Origin of the sequence: Cypionkella sp. TWP1-2-1b2, assembly GCF_049896245.1 — a bacterium.
Taxonomy (GTDB): Bacteria; Pseudomonadota; Alphaproteobacteria; order Rhodobacterales; family Rhodobacteraceae; genus Cypionkella.
In genome coordinates, this window is sequence record NZ_JAFCTX010000009.1 from 1 (window position 1) to 17,705 (window position 17,705).

Annotated in this window: 9 protein-coding genes; 3 read left to right on the forward strand and 6 right to left on the reverse strand. The window is 61.6% G+C overall.

Features of this window, described 5'->3' with window-relative positions:
* Positions 1–163 precede the first annotated feature (163 nt).
* Positions 164–1,051, forward strand: coding sequence for a hypothetical protein (locus ACP7AP_RS07690; RefSeq protein WP_426033618.1), 888 nt, complete (start codon positions 164–166; stop codon positions 1,049–1,051).
* Positions 1,052–1,202: 151 nt separating this feature from the next.
* Positions 1,203–1,532 (forward strand): hypothetical protein, encoded by a 330-nt coding sequence (locus tag ACP7AP_RS07695; protein ID WP_426033619.1) that lies wholly within the window; start codon positions 1,203–1,205, stop codon positions 1,530–1,532.
* A gap of 138 nt (positions 1,533–1,670) precedes the next feature.
* Here ACP7AP_RS07695 and ACP7AP_RS07700 read toward each other — a convergent pair whose 3' ends face one another.
* The 5 genes from ACP7AP_RS07700 to rpmB all read right to left on the reverse strand — a co-directional run bounded on the left by ACP7AP_RS07700 (position 1,671) and on the right by rpmB (position 4,271).
* The gene (locus ACP7AP_RS07700) at positions 1,671–2,237 is read right to left on the reverse strand and encodes a pyridoxamine 5'-phosphate oxidase family protein (protein WP_426033620.1); all 567 of its coding nucleotides are present in this window, start codon (positions 2,235–2,237) and stop codon (positions 1,671–1,673) included.
* 111 nt (positions 2,238–2,348) lie between these two features.
* Entirely contained in the window at positions 2,349–2,900 is a 552-nt protein-coding gene (locus tag ACP7AP_RS07705; protein ID WP_426033621.1) for a 2OG-Fe(II) oxygenase, read from the reverse strand.
* Positions 2,901–2,946: 46 nt separating this feature from the next.
* Positions 2,947–3,468 carry a copper chaperone PCu(A)C gene (locus ACP7AP_RS07710; RefSeq protein ID WP_426033622.1) on the reverse strand — a complete coding sequence of 174 codons (522 nt, stop codon included), beginning with the start codon at positions 3,466–3,468 and terminating at the stop codon, positions 2,947–2,949.
* Between the two features lie 37 nt (positions 3,469–3,505).
* A complete protein-coding gene (locus ACP7AP_RS07715; RefSeq protein ID WP_426033623.1) occupies positions 3,506–3,853 on the reverse strand; it encodes a hypothetical protein in 348 nt (115 codons plus the stop codon).
* Between the two features lie 130 nt (positions 3,854–3,983).
* Positions 3,984–4,271: a 50S ribosomal protein L28 gene (rpmB, locus tag ACP7AP_RS07720; protein WP_054005165.1), complete on the reverse strand. Its 288-nt coding sequence runs from the start codon at positions 4,269–4,271 to the stop codon at positions 3,984–3,986.
* Positions 4,272–4,688: 417 nt separating this feature from the next.
* Between rpmB and ACP7AP_RS07725 the strand changes: the two genes are divergently transcribed.
* Positions 4,689–11,951, forward strand: coding sequence for a Hint domain-containing protein (locus ACP7AP_RS07725; protein ID WP_426033624.1), 7,263 nt, complete (start codon positions 4,689–4,691; stop codon positions 11,949–11,951).
* A 154-nt stretch (positions 11,952–12,105) separates the two neighbouring features.
* Here the strand turns inward: ACP7AP_RS07725 and ACP7AP_RS07730 are convergent, their stop codons facing one another.
* Entirely contained in the window at positions 12,106–17,646 is a 5,541-nt protein-coding gene (locus tag ACP7AP_RS07730; protein WP_426033625.1) for a hypothetical protein, read from the reverse strand.
* Between the last annotated feature and the right edge of the window lie 59 nt (positions 17,647–17,705).

Here is a 17,705-nt window from a genome sequence, read left to right on the forward strand (position 1 = left end):
CCGCCACCCATAACTCAGCATAGCGATCAAAACTGATCCGGGTCGCCTCTAAAGCCGCAGACGCGAGGTTCTGCGCCGCGTCAACATGTAGGCCGACCGGACTAAAAGGGATAAGCCTTCTGGGAGCGAATGGAGTTTCTGGGATGATTTTTATGCGGCTTTAGTGTTAGGCAAGGGGTTTGATTTCGAACTGCATCGACGGATTGCAAATCTATCAAGCGAAAACTGGCTGCTCGGCCCTGCCCATATCGCCGCCAAAATCGAAGACATCAAAGCCGCCTACCTCGCTGAAAAGCTGCCTCTTGCCGAAACTGTCGAGATCAACCCGGAAACGGGTAATTTCCGCGCTGTGCCAATCACGGTTCAAAACCTGCCCTTGATGGGGGCTTTGCTGTCGCGGGTGCGCGATGCGGTGAATGATGCGGTGCAAGGCGACAATGGCTTGAATGAACGCGCGCGTGAGGTGCGGGTTTTGTCGCGGGCTGTGGAGCGCTATGGCAATGATCCGCAGCGGATTGAGATGGATTTCACCTCGGTTGCGGTTGGCTTGCGGCGGCAGTTTGAAACGCAGGATTTGCCGCAGAGCGAGGATAATCTCGCCCTGCTGGAAGCGGTTGAAGACGGGGTGCGCGGCATCCGTGCGACGCATCCTGATGTGGCGGAAAACCGGCTGGTGCTGGCACAACAGGCGTGGCGCGAAATGGCCCCGGTGGACAAAGTGCTGTTGGCCGAGGCGCAACCGATACTGGTGGCAATCAGCGAGGGCATGCTGGCCGAAGACTTTGCTGCGGATATTCCTGCGTTGATCAATGATGCGATGGGACCGCCAACGGATTTCGCGCCACGTTTGCCGGGGGCAGATGAGGCCACCCGCATTTTTGGCAGAGTTGCGCAGATGGCTCCTCTCGCGGTCAAACTACTGGACACCGGGGCAAAATGGCACGACAGCCATGTTCACAAGTCAGCAAAGCTGGGCCTTACTGTTGGAAGCTTGGGGACATTGCTCATAGCCCTTGTTCGATTGGGCCTGAAGCTCTTGGGCGTTCTGTAACGTCGATCTGATGCACGACAGCCAAGAGGTGCGATGGCATTTTGTCCGTCTGTCACGCATCTTGAAAAATCCCGCGCTTGCTCCCATACTGATTCCAGATAATGATCCGCGACTGAGGGCAACCCGGTCGTGGGCGGGCAGAGGCAGAGCGATGAAAAAATCTATCCTGTGGGCGGTCAGTCTGACCGTGTTAAGTCTGGGCGTGGCGCTTCCGGTAATGAGCAGTTTTGCCAGTGCCGGGCCGATTGAGAACGCCTGCAATAGGTCCGAGCGCAAGGCGGCCAATCGGCAGTTGTGTGCCTGTATCCAGCAGGTTGCCGATATGACGCTGAAGGGCGGCGATCAGCGCCGCGCGGTGGCGTTCTTCAAAGACCCCGAGAAGGCGCATAAGGTCTGGATGTCGAAAACCAACAGCGATGATGCGTTTTGGGAGCGCTATAAAGCGTTCGGCGCACAGGCGCAGGCCTATTGCGGCGGGTGATTTTAGCGCGCCTCGTCAGGCTTGAGCGGATGGCGGGGTGAACCCGCCCTTCCGACCGAATTGATAGGTTTTGACATGGGCAGGTATGTCGATGTTAGGGCTTAGGTTCGGATCGGGGATAGGCTGGCCCATGCTCAGTTAGATCGGTAGCACGCCAGCCCAAACCGGGGTGTTCATATCCTCTGGCGGATCGGTGGGCATTCCCGTGCCGATTTTCGCCGAAGCCTCGCTCAGCGGCAGGGTCAGGATCGCGGTGGCTTTCAGCTCTCGTGTGGTCATCGGGCGCAACTGATCCCAGCGGCCGGGGAACATCTGCTCCATCATCGCGCGCAAAGCCTCGGCTTTCTCGGCGGCACCCGTCACGGCGCGGGCTTCGCCAAACACCATCACCGCGCGGAAGTTCACCGAATGCTCCAGGCCAGAGCGGGCCAGAACCATGGCGTCGGTCAGGGTGACGGTGACGCAGACCTGCGCATCTTTCGCGGTGCGCTGGGTGCGGCTGGCGCTGGAGCCGTGCCAATAGATGTGATCGCCGATGCGCCATTGCAGGGTGGGGATGACGATGGGGGCGCCGTCTTTGACGTAACCGACATGGGCGACGGGCATTGCATCAAGGATCGCGTCGATGGGCGCGCGGTCGTAGGCGGCTTTTTCATGCATGCGGCGGGCGCGGCTGCGGTCAGAGGGGGCTTTGGGATCGGTCATCTTGTATTTGCTCTTTTTGAAATACTCCCGCCGGAGGCTTCTCAGGCTGGCTTGGGGAGCCTCCGGCGGGAGTATTTATCACCAATGTGAAATGGGTAGGGCAGAGTTTGGTTAACGGAAAGCAGGGCCGTGCGACCATAGGGTCAGTGACCAGCGGGTGCCGGAAGTCAACGGTGTGACGCGGTGCAGGGTGAAGCTGGGGAAGATGGTGGCGGTGCCACGGGTGCGGGGGGCTTGGGTGATATTGCTGTCTGGGCGCAGTTCCAGCGTGCCGCCTTCGTAGGTGGTGGGATCGCTGAGTTGCACGACGATGGTGAGTTTGCGTTTGGCGGCCCAGTTGCCTGCACCGATATCGCTGTGCCAGTCGAAATGGCCTTCCCGTTCGGCGGTGTAGCGGGCGACTTGCGGGCTTTCGCCGAAATCTGTCAGATCAAACTGGAAGGCTTCGCGATTGGCTTGCGCGGTGAGGCTGATCATGCGGTCGAGCACCCATGCGGCTTCGGCGATGTCATCGAGCCACGCGATCTCGGCCCGTCGAATGCTGTGGGCGGTGGTGCCGCCGACAAGGCCTGCGTCTTTCAGGTGATGCGCTGCGATCAGGGTGATCAGGCGGTCACATTCATCCGGGGAAAGCGCGTCTGGCTGCGAGATATGCGGGGTCATGTTTGGCCTTTTCGGGCGGGGCTTTTGGCGGCCCCGCCGTTTTGGTTTAGTTGGCGGGGGCTTCCATCGTGCCGTGGTCCATGCCGGGCATGTCCGCCATTGGCGCTGTTGCCGCGTCTGGTTTGCGGGCGTTGTCGACGGGGACATCGACCTTGACCTCGCCTGCCTTCTCGAAGGTCAGGGTCAGGTGGATCACATCGCCGTTTTTCAGTTTCTGATGCAGGCCCATCAGCATGATGTGATCACCGCCGCGTTTCAGGGCGTGGCTTTGCAGGGCGGCCACCGGGAAGCCTTCGGGGACGGCAGACATGCTCATCACGCCGCCTTCGGAGGCGGTGCTGGTGTGCATCTCGACCCGCTCGGCCACGTCAGAGGCGACGCCGATCAGTCGGTCATCGGTGTCGGCGTGGTTCATGATTTCCAAGAATATGCCGCCTGTGCCGCCGATGCCGCCGCTGGTGCGGGCATAGGGATTTTCGATATGGACACCTTGGTGGGCAAAGGCGGGGGCGGCAAAGATGGGTGCTGCACACAGGAGGACTGCGGCGATAAGACTTTGAAGGCGCATGGATTTTCCTTTGCTGTTGATCTTAGGGAAGGTGGGATCAGGCAAAGGCAGGCGGGTCGCGGGCGGATTGGTTTGGCGGTGCGGAGGTGAGGGTTTCGCGCGTGTGGGAGGGGCGGGCGCTGCGGCTTTGGGTGGGGGCTGCGGCGATTTGTGGGGGAATTGGCAGCAATGCCGCGATGGCTGCGGTGCAATCGGGGCAGCGGTGTGCGGTGGGGATCGGTTTTCCGGTGGCGTCTAGGGTGATGATCGCCACGCCGCCGCCGCTGGTGTCGGCGCAGATTTCCATCTGCACCGCACCCTGCATTTCGGCATGCAGCACCGCCGCGTGGACCGAGGTGGTCGCAAGCGTCAGGGCGAGCAGAAGCGAGAGCAGATGGCGGATCATATTCGGGGTTTAGCGCAGGTGATGCTGCGGGGGAAGGCGACAGTTTGTCAGCGCCCCCTGCCCCGCCGCTAAAAGCCAAAAGGCCCCGCCTGTTTCCAAGCGAGGCCCTGTGACATCAAGCCAAAGGCAATCAGGCGGCGGCCTGAGCCTTGGCGATCTCTTTTTTGATCTTCAGCGCGTCGAGCGACAGATCTTCGTCCTTGGCTTTCGCCATGAACGCGTCCAGACCGCCACGGTGATCGACGGTGCGCAAAGCCGCAGCCGAGATCTTCAGCGAGAAAGATTTGCCCAGCACGTCCGAGATCAGCGTCACCTGATTGAGGTTCGGCAGGAAGCGACGACGGGATTTGTTGTTGGCGTGGCTGACAGTGTTGCCAGACATCGGGCCTTTGCCAGAGAGTTCGCAGACGCGAGACATGGTCATCTTCCTTGTCAGTTTACTGTGCCCGTGAGGGCAACTTAAGACGGAGAGGCACCTCCAAAAGCGGACGGCACCTGAATTTGATTTGGGGCGTGTAAGGGGATTCTGCGGCGGCGTCAAGCGCGATGGCCAAGAAAAGCCATTGGAAATGCCGGGCGGCAGCGCTGCATATGGGGAAATGTGTGCGCGGATTATGGTGGGAGGACAAGGCTTTATCACCTGCCGTGCGGCGTTTGGAGGCTGTTGCGGCAAGCCTTGGGTACAGGTTTTGCGCGCCCGTCACCGAATTACCACAACCCTCTGAAAAAATTCGTGGAATCCGCCCAATTTCAGACATAATCCCCAGCAATTTGCCATAATTGGAGCGCAAATAGATCCGGGCGCAAGATCCGGACAAACGAGCAGAGCAGCGCAGTGGCAAATATTACCGGAACCGCAGGGAATGATTCCCTGCTTGGATCGATTCTGTCGGATACCATCACCGGGTCTGGCGGCGACGACACCCTTGATGGCGGCAGCAGCGCTGACACGCTGTATGGCGGCGATGGCAATGACCTGATCTATGGCGGCAATGATCTGCTGCTGTCGGTTGCTGACAAGCTTTACGGCGGCGATGGCAATGACACGCTGATCGGCAATGCCGGGTCTGACTTGCTCGACGGCGGCGCGGGCATTGATAACGCAGATTATTCCAACTCAGGCTCGGCAGTCACGGTCTCGCTGGCGACAGGTGTGGGTTCGGGTGGCGATGCAGCGGGCGACACGCTAACGGGCATCGAGAATATTGTCGGCTCGACCTATGCCGACAAACTGACCGGAGACGGCGGCGACAACATTCTTTATGGTGCTGCGGGTGCGGATAGTCTGTCTGGTGGCGCGGGCAATGACAGCCTTTACGGCGGCAATGACAACGACACGCTGATTGGTGGCGCGGGTGCTGATCTGCTGGATGGTGGCGCGGGTGCGGATGATGTGGATTATTCCGCCTCAGCTGCAGCGGTTAACATTGATCTGGCGGCGGGCACGGGCCTCGGCGGTGATGCGCAGGGCGATGTGCTGGTCAGCATCGAGGATGTGATCGGCACCGGCTTTGCCGATACCATCGCCGGATCAACTGCGGCCAATATGCTTTACGGCGCGGCGGGAGCGGACAGTCTGTTCGGCGGCGCGGGCAATGACAGCCTGTATGGCGGCAACGACAATGACGTGCTGGTGGGCGGTCTGGGCAATGACCTGATCGACGGCGGCTCTGGCACCGATACCGCCGATTATTCAGCCGCGACAGCTGGGGTTGCAGCCAGCCTGACCAGCAACACTGGCACGGCAGGCGAGGCTGCAGGCGATACCTTTACCAATATCGAGAACCTTGCGGGTTCGGGGTTTGACGACACTCTGGTCGGCGACGGCAATGCCAACGTTTTGTATGGTGCTGCGGGCAACGACAGCCTGAATGGGGCTGCGGGAACAGACAGCCTTTATGGTGGGCTTGGCAATGACACGCTGATTGGCGGCACTGGCAGCGATCTGTTGGATGGTGGCGCGGGCGACGATACTGCCGATTACTCGGCTTCGACCAATGCGGTGCAAGTCAGCTTGGCCACCGGTCTGGGCGCTGGCGGCGATGCGGGCGGCGATACGCTGGTGGGCATCGAAAATCTGATCGGCTCGGGTCAGGCGGATAGTTTGACCGGCGATGGCAACACCAACGCGCTTTATGGCGGGGTTGGCGTTGATACGCTGTCAGGCGGCGCGGGCGATGACAACCTGTATGGTGGCAATGACAACGACATACTGATTGGCGGCGCGGGTGCTGATCTGCTGGATGGTGGGGCAGGTGCCGATGATGTGGATTATTCCGCCTCAACTGCTGCAATAAACGTCAATCTGACCACGGGCTCAGGCGCGGGCGGCGATGCGCAGGGCGATATTCTGGTCAATATCGAGGATGTGATCGGCTCGGGTTATGCCGATTCAATCACCGGATCGAGTGCTGCGAACTTTTTATATGGTGCGGCAGGGGCTGACCTGCTGGATGGCGGCGCTGCGAATGACACGCTTTATGGTGGCAATGACAACGACACGCTGATTGGCGGCGCGGGGTCGGATTCACTGTTTGGTGGATCGGGCGTTGATACGGCGGATTACAGCACGGCGGGCGCAGGGGTGGCGGCAAGTTTGGCCACCAATACTGGCACGGCGGGCGATGCGGCTGGCGATACGTTCAACACGATTGAGAACCTTGCAGGCGGCGCATTCAACGATACTCTGACCGGTGACGGCAATGCTAACATTTTGTATGGCGCTGCGGGCAATGACAGCCTGAGCGGTGGTTCGGGTAACGACAGCCTGTATGGCGGCGACGGTAATGACACGCTGATTGGCGGTGCCGGGTCTGACGTGATGGACGGCGGGCTTGGCATTGATACGGCGGATTATGCGTCTGTCGGTGCGGGCGTCACCATCAACCTTGCCACCAACGTGAACTTGGGCAGCGATGCGGCGGGCGACACGCTGAGCAGCATCGAGGTGGTGATCGGCTCGGCCTTTAACGACAGCCTGACCGGGGATGCGGGCGCGAACACTTTGTTCGGTGGCGCGGGGAATGACACGCTGGTGGGCGGCGGCGGGGCTGATCTGCTGGACGGTGGCACTGGCACCGCCGATGTGGTGGATTATACCGCTTCGGGTGCGGGGGTGACGATCAACCTTGCCACGGGTGTGAATACTGGCGGCGATGCGGCCGGCGATACTCTGGTTGGGGTCGAGGTCGTCATCGGCTCGGGTCTGGCAGATGTGATCATCGGTGATGCGGCGGCCAATGCGTTTTATGGTGCTGCGGGGGCTGATACGCTGGATGGCGGGGCGGGCAACGACTCGCTTTACGGCGGCGCGGATAATGACACGCTGGTGGGCGGTCTGGGCAATGACAGTCTGGACGGCGGCAGCGGCATTGATACCGCCGATTATTCGGCGGCGGCGGCGGCGGTTGCAGTCAGCCTGACCACAGGCACTGGTACGGCGGGCGAGGCCAACGGTGATGTGCTGGTTAACATCGAGAACCTGCTCGGCTCGGCCTTTAACGACACGCTGACCGGCGACGGCAATGCCAACGCTTTGTATGGCGGGCTTGGCAACGACAGCCTGAACGGTGCTGCTGGCGTTGACAGCCTGTATGGCGGCGACGGCAACGATACGCTGATCGGTGGGGCTGGCGGCGATTTGCTTGAAGGCGGCGCGGGGATTGATACTGCCGACTATTCGACCTCGACCACCGGTATCACGCTGAACCTTGCCACCGGCGTGTTAAACGGCGGCGATGCGGCGGGCGATACGCTGGTCAGCATCGAAAACATCACCGGCTCGGGGGCTGCGGACAGTCTGACCGGGGATGCGGCTGCCAACCTGCTGGACGGTGGCGCGGGCAATGACATGATCGCGGGCGGTGCGGGCGCGGATACTCTGATTGGTGGCACTGGCACCGATACGGCGGATTATTCCAGCTCGGGTGCTGCGGTGGCGGTTTCGCTGACCTCGGGCACAGGGACGGGTGGCGATGCGCAGGGCGATGTTTTAAGCGGGTTTGAGAACCTGATCGGCTCGGCCTACAACGACACGTTGACCGGGGATGCGGCGGCGAATGCGCTGACGGGCGCGGATGGTAACGATCTGCTCTATGGTGCTGCGGGCATCGACAGCCTGTATGGCGGCACCGGCAATGACACGTTGTTTGGTGGCGCGGGCAATGACAGTCTGGACGGCGGCGCGGGTATTGATACCGCCGATTATTCGGCCTCAACCGCGGCGGTGAATGTCAACCTGAACGGTGGCGCGAACACCGGCGGCGATGCGGCGGGCGATACGCTGGTGGCGATTGAGAACCTGATCGGTTCGGCCTATGCGGACGTTTTGACGGGCAATGCGGGGGCGAACTATCTGTCGGGCGGTGCGGGCATCGACAGCCTGTATGGCGGCGATGGCGATGACACGCTGGCGGGGGGCGCGGGCGCCGATGTGCTGAACGGCGGCGCCGGGATGGACTATATCGACTATTCCGCGAGCAACGCGGCGGTGTCGATCAACCTGAGCACCTGGACAGCGCTTTACGGCGATGCGCAGGGTGATCAGCTGACCGGCACCGATGGGGTGATCGGCTCGGCCTTTAACGACACCATCATTGGCTTTGACGATCAGGGCCTGTCGGGCGACGTCTACACCAACATCTTCTTTGGCGGTGGCGGCGATGATTATCTTGATGGCAAGGGCAACAACGACATCCTCTATGGCGGGTCGGACAATGACAGCGTCTATGGCGGCACCGGCGACGATGCGGGCTATGGCGGCACGGGCAACGATCAGATCTATGCCGGAGACGGCAACGACAGCTCTTACGGCGAGACCGGCAATGATCTGGTCTATGGCGGTCTGGGCAACGACACCGCCGATGGCGGCGACGGCAACGACAGCGTCTATGGCGATGCCGGCGAGGATTTGGTCAGCGGCGGGGCTGGCAATGATCTGGCCTATGGCGGCGATGGCAATGACTCGGTCGATGGTGGTGACGGCGATGACACCACTTACGGTGATCTCGGCAATGACAGCGTCGGCGGCGGAATCGGAAATGACAGCGTTTCCGGCGGCGACGGCAATGACTCGGTCGATGGCGGCGACGGCAATGACAGCATATCCGGCGATGCGGGCAACGATCTGGTTTCTGGCGGGGCGGGCAATGACTCGGTGTCCGGTGGCACCGGCGATGATACCACCGATGGCGGCGCGGGCGACGATGTAGTCTCTGGCGATGCGGGCAACGACACCGTGCTGGGCGGGATCGGCAATGACAGCGTTTCCGGTGGCGATGGCAACGACTCGGTCGATGGCGGCGACGGCAACGACAGTGTGTCCGGCGATGCGGGCAATGATGTGGTTTCTGGCGGGCTGGGCAACGATTCCGCTTACGGTGGCATTGGCAATGACAGCGTTTACGGCGGCGATGGCAACGACAGCGTCGATGGCGGCGACGGCGCGGATACGGTTTACGGCGATCTCGGCAATGACACCGTGCTGGGCGGAGCAGGCAATGACTCGGTCTACGGCGGTGACGGCGGCGACTCTGTCGATGGCGGCGATGGCAATGACAGCGTTTATGGTGATGCGGGCAACGACTCCGTTCTTGGCGGCGCGGGCAATGACGCGGTCTACGGCGGGGACGGCAATGACAGCGTCGATGGCGGCACCGGCGACGATTCGGCTTTTGGCGGTGCGGGCAATGATCTGGTTTCTGGCGGTCTGGGCAATGACACGCTGGACGGCGGCATCGGCGACGACTCTGGCTATGGCGGTGATGGCAACGATGTTGTCGATGGCGGCGATGGCAATGACAGCGTTTCCGGCGATGCAGGCAACGACACCGTTTTTGGCGGTGCGGGCAATGATGCGGTCTACGGCGGCGATGGCAATGACAGCGTCGATGGCGGCACCGGCGACGATTCGGCTTTTGGCGGTGCGGGCAATGATCTGGTTTCTGGCGGGCTGGGCAATGACACGCTGGACGGCGGCATCGGCAACGATCTGGTTTACGGCGGCGATGGCAACGATGTTGTCGATGGCGGCGACGGCGCGGATACGGTTTATGGCGATCTTGGCAATGACACCGTATTGGGTGGCGCGGGCGACGATCAGGTGTTCGGCGGTCTGGGCAACGATCAGGTTTATGGCGGCGACGGCAATGACAGTGTCGACGGCGGCGATGGCAACGATACCGTCTATGGCGATCTCGGCAATGACACCGTGCTGGGAGGTGCGGGCAATGATGCGGTTTACGGCGGCACCGGCAACGATCTGGTTTACGGCGGCGATGGCAATGATCTGGTCGACGGTGGCGACGGCAATGACAGCGTGTTCGGCGACGCGGGCAACGACACCCTGCTGGGCGGCGCAGGCAATGACACGCTTTACGCGGGTGATGGCAACGACAGCGCCGATGGGGGCCTGAGCGACGACACGGTTTACGGCGATCTGGGCAATGACACCGTCGGCGGCGGTGCGGGCAATGACGCGGTCTACGGCGGTGATGGCAATGACTCTGTCGATGGTGGCAATGGCAACGATACGGTTTACGGTGATCTCGGCAATGACACCGTCGGCGGTGGTGCAGGCAATGACAGCGTTTATGGCGGTAACGGCAATGACAGCGTCGATGGCGGCACGGGCGACGATCAGGTATTCGGCGGCGCGGGCAATGATGTTGTAAGCGGCGGCGACGGCAATGACAGCGTCGATGGGGGTGACGGCGATGATACCGCCGACGGCGGCGCGGGCAACGATCAGGTGTTCGGCGGCGCGGGCAATGATGTTGTAAGCGGCGGCGACGGCAATGACAGCGTCGATGGTGGCGACGGCGATGATACCGCCGACGGCGGCGCGGGCGATGATCAGCTGTTTGGTGGTGCTGGCAACGATGTGGTCACCGGAGGCAGTGGCAATGACCTCGTCTATGGCGGCGATGGCAATGACGCCAGCGATGGCGGCATCGGCGACGATCAGGTTTATGGTGGTGCTGGCAACGATGTGGTCTCGGGCGGCGATGGCAATGACAGCGTCGATGGCGGCACAGGCAATGACAGCCTGTCCGGCGGCTTGGGCAATGACACGCTGCAAGGTGGCGATGGCAATGACAGCCTGGACGGTGGCGCGGGCAATGATCTGCTGTATGGCGGCATTGGCAATGACGCGTTGGACGGCGGGCTTGGCAATGATGTGCTGGATGGCGGCACCGGCAATGACACCCTGACGGGCGGTGACGGCAGTGATCTGGTTTACGGCGGTGCAGGCGGCGATCTTATCTATGGCGGCGCGGGCTCGGATACGTTGGTTGGTGGCTTTGGTGCCGATACGATCTATGCAGGCGCGGGCGATATCGTCGATGGTGGCACCAGTGGCACCGACTGGGATGTGCTGGATCTGACCGGGCAAGCGCCGTTCAAGATCATCCGTGATCCGTTGAACCATCTGAACGGGGTGGTGAACTTCTACGACACCACCGGCCATCTGATCGGCACGCTGACCTTCACCAATATAGAGAGCATCGTGTCGTGCTTCACTGCGGGAACAAAGATTACGACCCCGGCGGGCGAGGTGGCGGTTGAGGCGTTGCGGGTCGGCGATCTGGTGGCGACGCGCGACAACGGCATTCAGGAAATCCGCTGGATCGGCTCGCGCCGGATCACGCGGGAAGAATTGCGCGCCGATGAAAGCTTGCGGCCGATCCTGATCAAAGCCGGGGCCTTGGGGCGTGGCTTGCCGGAAGCCGATATGATGGTGTCGCGCCAGCACCGCATGCTGATCAGCGGGCCGCGCGCCGAATTGCTGTTTGGCAGCGATGAGGTTTTGGTGCGCGCGCAGCATCTGCTGAGCTTGCCCGGTGTCTCGGTGGCCGAGGTTGAGGCCGTGACCTATCTGCACATCCTGTTTGACCGCCACGAGGTGATCTTGGCCGATGGCGCATGGAGCGAAAGTTTCCAACCCGGCGATCGCACCATGGGTGGGATGGATGCCGGGCAGCGCGATGAGATATACAAAATCTTCCCCGAATTGGCGGACGCAGGCCAACTCGCCCGCTTCGAGGCAGCACGCCCGACGCTGAAATCCTTTGAGGCAAGGGTGTTGCTGGCGGCCTGAACCCGACCAAACCCTACGAAAGTAAACGCCGCAAGCCGAGGGGTTTGCGGCGTTTTGTTTTGAATGGCGTTGCTGATCGTCAAATCAGATCAGAAATGCCCAAAGGGCCAGCCGACAAATCGGCCAGCCCCAAGGTTTTGAATTGTCTTCCCGATCAGGTGAACAGGAAATCACCGCCCGAAATCTGGGTCGCGTCGGTCAGCCCAGTGAGCCGGATGGTCAGATCGGTGGCCCCGCTGCCGTCGAAGTCCAGTTGCAGCGCGCCAGCGATGAAGCGGGCTTCGGTGTTGTCGTTGCCGCCCGAGAAGGCCACATCGCCGACATAGGCGAAGGTTCCGGTCAGCAGTCCGACGAACTGCAACAGATCGCCCTCGGCCAAACCGCCGTCCAAGGCGTTGAAGTCCGAGATCGACGCCTGAGAGGTCGAGGCCGAGGTGAACACGAAGTGATCCGCCCCGGTGCCGCCAATCAGCACATCCGCGCCATCGCCACCCGCCAGCGTGTCAGCCCCGGCCATGCCGTTCAGCACGTTTTTGCCCGAGTTGCCCGTCAGCACGTTGTTCAGCTCGTTGCCGGTGCCGTTCACCCCGAAACTGCCCGTCAGGGTCAGGTTTTCAAAATTCGCGCCCAGCACATGGCTCACCGAGGAACGGACCAGATCGGTGCCAGCCGTGATGCCTTCGGTGACGACATCGCCGATGTTGTCGACGGTGTAGCTGTCATTGCCCAAGCCGCCCGACATGCTGTCGGCACCGCCACCACCGTCCAGCGTGTCATTGCCCGCGCCACCGTCCAGCGTATCGTTGCCGGTGCCGGCCGACAGCTGGTTGTTGCCCGCGTTGCCGAGCAGAATGTTGGCCGAGGAGTTGCCGGTGGCATTGATGTGGTCAATGCCGGTCAGCGTCAGGTTTTCCACCGGAGACAGGATGGCATAGCTGACCGAAGCATAGACTGTATCGGTGCCTTGGTTGCTCAGTTCAGTGACCGTGTCGTTGGCGCTTTCGACGATATAGGTGTCATTGCCCAGACCGCCCACCATGGTATCGTTGCCCATGCCGCCATCCAGCGTGTCATTGCCTGCATATGCAGTGATGCTGTCATTGCCCGCCATGCCCGACAAAAGGTTGTCATTGGTGTTGCCGATCATCACGTTGGCGTTCAGGTTGCCGGTGCCGTTGATCGCCGCCGCGCCGTTCAACGTCAGGTTTTCCAGCGTGTCGGCAAGGGTGTAGCTGACCGAAGAGAACACCAGATCGGCACCAGCTTGAGCCTGCTCGACCACCACATCGTTCAGGGAGTCGACATAGTAAGTATCGTTGCCGAAGCCACCGATCATCGAGTCATTGCCCGTGCCGCCGTTCAGCGTGTCCGCCCCCAAGTCGCCGTCCAGCGTATCATTGCCGCCTGCGCCGCCCAAGGTGTTGGCGCCGCTGTTGCCCGTGATCACGTTGGCCCCGGCGTTGCCAATGCCCTTCAGACCCGACGAGCCGGTCAAAACCAGATTCTCAATGTTGGCGGACAGCGTCCAGTCAACTGTGCTGCTGACGGTATCTGTGCCACTGCTTGCGGCCTCTGTGATGCTGTCGTTCAGCGAGCCGACAAAGTAGAGATCATCGCCTGCCCCACCATAAAGCGCGTCATTGCCGCTGGCCCCGGTGGCACCGCCGTCCAGCGTATCGTTGCCCGCGCCGCCATAGACGCTGTCATTGCCTGACTCGCCGGACAGCAGGTTGTTGCCGCTGTTGCCGATGATGATGTTGTTGAGGCTGTTACCGTGGCCTTCAAGGTCTGCGCCGCCAAACAGGTTCAGGTTCTCGGTATAGGACAGCAGCGTCCAGTTTACGGTCGCGTCCACCGTATCGATGCCGCCCGTGCTGATTTCAACGGTTTTGTCGGTAATGCTGTCAATGATGTAGCGATCATCGCCATCGCCGCCCGTCAGCGAGTCATTGCCCACGCCGCCATCCAGCGTGTCATTGCCCGCGCCGCCGTTCAGCGCGTCATTGCCCGCCAGACCCGACAGCAGGTTGGCCCCGCTGGTGCCGTTCAATACGTTGTTCGCAGCGTTGCCCGTGCCCGTCAGGCCCGTGGTGCCCAGTAGGGTCAGGTTTTCGAAGTTGTTGAGCAGCGTGTAGCTGAACGTGGTTTGCACCGTGTCGATGCCTTCATCGAAGTTCTCCAGCATCACATCATTGGTGTTGTCGAGAATGAACAAATCGTTGCCAACGCCGCCGATCAGGCTGTCATTGCCAACGCCACCGTCCAAAGTATCGCCACCTGCACCACCGTTGATGGTGTCATTGCCCGCGAGACCTTGCAACACGTTCTGCCCGCCGTTGCCGGCGATGGTGTTGGCAGCCGCGTTGCCGATGGCGTTGATGCCGGCCCCGCCATTTTGCACCAAGTTCTCGATGTTGTCGGACATCGTCCAGTCTGCCCCGGTGATGACGGTATCGTTGCCTTCACCAGTCAACTCGAAGACCACATCCGTGGTGGCGTTGATGGTGTAGGTGTCGTCGCCTGCGCCGCCCACCACAGAGTCATTGCCGATGCCGCCATCGAGCGTGTCATTGCCCGCGTTACCATAGAGGGTGTCGTTGCCGTTGCCGCCGGTCATGTAGTTGTTGCCGGTATTGCCGTTCATGACGTTGTCCGAAACGTTGCCGGTGGCGTTGATATTGGCCGTGCCCGACAGGATCAGGTTTTCAACCCAGCGGTCCATCGTGATGGTGGCCGAGCTTTCCATCGTATCGGTGCCGCCCAGATCAAGTTCGATAATCTCATCACCCGCGCCGTCAACGTAGTAATAATCATTGCCAGTGCCGCCCGTCAGGTCGTCCGACCCGGTGCCGCCGTTCAGCGTATCATTGCCCGCATTGCCGATCAGGATGTCGTTGCCCTCCATCCCAGACAGCAGGTTGTTGCCCGCGTTGCCGATGATCAGGTTGGCGACGGTGTTGCCGGTGCCGCTGAGGTTGGCGGTATCGTCCAGCAACAGGTTTTCAAAGTTGGTAGCCAAGGTCCAGTTGATCGTGGTTTGAACCGTGTCGGTGCCCTCGGTGGCCAGTTCAACCAGCACGTCATTCAAGCTGTCTACCTGGTAGACGTCGCTGCCCTTACCGCCGATCAGGCTGTCATTGCCGGTGCTGCCGTCCAGCACATCGCCGCCATCCATACCGAAGATGGTGTCGTTGCCAGCCAAGCCGCGCAGGATGTTCTTGCCCATGGTGCCGGGGCTGCTGTCGCCGCTGTTACCGATCAGGATGTTGTCCAGCGCGTTGCCGGTGCCGTTCACATCCAGTGACCCGGTCAGGGTCAAACGCTCGATATTCGCGCCAAGGATGAAATCAACCGAGGACGAGACCAGATCGTTGCCCTCGCTGGCGTTCTCGGTGATCACTTCAGCCGACGAGCCGACAACATAGCTGTCATCGCCCGCGCCGCCGGTCATGGTGTCATTCTCGCCACCACCGTCCAGCGTGTCATTGCCAGCCCCGCCCGTCAGCACGTTGACGAAAGCGTCGCCCGTCAAAGCATCGGCAAAGGCCGAGCCGATCAGGTTCTGGATGCCGAACAGCCGGTCGCCTTGCGCATCGCCGCCCGAGCCGGTCGAACCCGACACCACCGAAACGGTCACAGCCGCCGACGAGGCAGAATAATCAACGGTATCCACACCCGCGCCGCCGTCCAGCGTATCCGCGCCTGCGCCACCGATCAGGATGTTGGCGTTGTTGTCGCCGGTCAGGCTATCAGCGCCCACCGAGCCACGGATGTTCTCAAAGTTGGCAAGAATGTCGCCTTCGGCATCGCCGCCGGTGTTCACACCGTTGAACAGGTTGACGGTGACCGCCACCGCCGAGGTCGCGTAATCGACGGTGTCATTGCCCGCGCCGCCATCAAGGCTGTCGTTCAGCGCACCGCCCGAGATGATGTTGTCGGCGGTATTGCCGACGATGGTGTCGATGAAGTTGGAGCCGATGACGTTTTCGATTGCGACCAGCGTATCCGCGCCGTCGCCGCCCGTCGCCAGACCCGTGGTCAGGTTGACGCTGACCGCTGCGGTGGCCGCGGCATAGCTGACGGTATCAACATCTGCGCCGCCATCAATGCGGTCGTTGCCGATACCGCCCAGCAGCACATCACTGCCCAGACCGCCATAAAGGCTGTCGTTGCCAGCCGCACCCGACAGCGTGTCGTTGCCTGCGTTGCCCGTCAGGATGTTGACGTTGGCGTCGCCGGTCAATGCATCGTCAAAGGCCGAGCCGTTGACGTTCTCAAAGTTCACGATGGTGTCGCCCGTAGCGTCGCCACCCGTGGCGGTGTTGGCGGTCAGGCTGACAGTGACAGCCGCCACCGAGGCGCTGTAATCCACGCTGTCCGAGATGCCCGCGCCGCCGTCCATCACGTCATTGCCGACGCCGCCCGCGATCAGGTCGTTGTCGGCACCGCCATATAGGCTGTCATTGCCCGCGCCGCCGAACAACTGGTCGTTGCCGGCGTTGCCGGTCAGCACGTTGGCATTGGTATCGCCCGTCAGGGCATCATCAAACGCCGAGCCGTTGACGTTTTCAAAGCCAGTGATGGTGTCGCCCGTGGCATCGCCACCAGTGGCAGTGTTGGCGAGCAGGCTGACGGTTACCAGCGCCGAAGCCGAATAATCCAGCGTATCCGAGATGCCTGCGCCACCGTCCATCACGTCTGCGCCCGCGCCGCCCGCGATCAGGTCGTTGTCGGCACCGCCATACAGGCTGTCGGCCCCGACACCGCCATAAAGGCTGTCGTTGCCCGCAAGACCGGTCAGAATGTTGGCATTGGCATCGCCGGTCAGTACATCAGCGAAGGCCGAGCCATTGACGTTTTCAAAGTTCACGATGGTGTCGCCCGTGGCATCGCCGCCCGTGGCAGTATTGGCGAGCAAGCTGACGGTCACTGCGGCAACCGAAGCGGTGTAATCGACGGTATCCGAAGTACCCGCGCCACCGTCCATCACGTCATTGCCGACGCCACCTGCGATCAGGTCGTTGTCGGCACCGCCATACAGGCTGTCATTGCCCGCGCCGCCGAACAACTGGTCGTTGCCAGCGTTGCCGGTCAGAATGTTGGCATTGGCATCGCCAGTCAAAGCATCATCAAACGCCGAGCCGGCGACGTTTTCAAAGCCGGTGATGGTATCGCCCACAGCATCGCCACCAGTGGCGGTGTTGGCGAGCAGGCTGACGGTGACGGCTGCAACCGAAGCGGTGTAGTCGACGGTATCCGAGGTGCCCGCACCGCCGTCCATCACATCAGCCCCAAGACCACCTGCGATCAGGTCGTTGTCGGCACCGCCATAAAGGCTGTCTGCCCCCGCGCCGCCGTACAGGCTGTCGTTGCCCGCAGCGCCGATCAGGATGTTGGCCCCGGTATCCCCGGTCAGCGTGTCACCAAAGGCCGAGCCAGTGAGATATTCGATGCTGATGTAGGTGTCGCCCTGCGCATCGCCGCCCGTGCCCGTCAGCGTGGTCAGGTTGGCGTTCACCGCCGCAGTGCTGGCCGTGTAATCCGCCACGTCATTGCCCGTGCCGCCATCCAGCAAATCGGCGCCGCCGAGGCCGATCAGGGTGTCGTTGCCCGCAAGACCGGTCAGCGTGTCATTGATTGCACCCGCCGTTGCCGTGACAGTGTCATTTCCAGTTCCGCCGGTAAAAGTCGCCATTGTTAATGCTCCAAGGTTCAGGGCCGCCGGGCAGCCGGGGGCAAAGGGTGATTGCATCA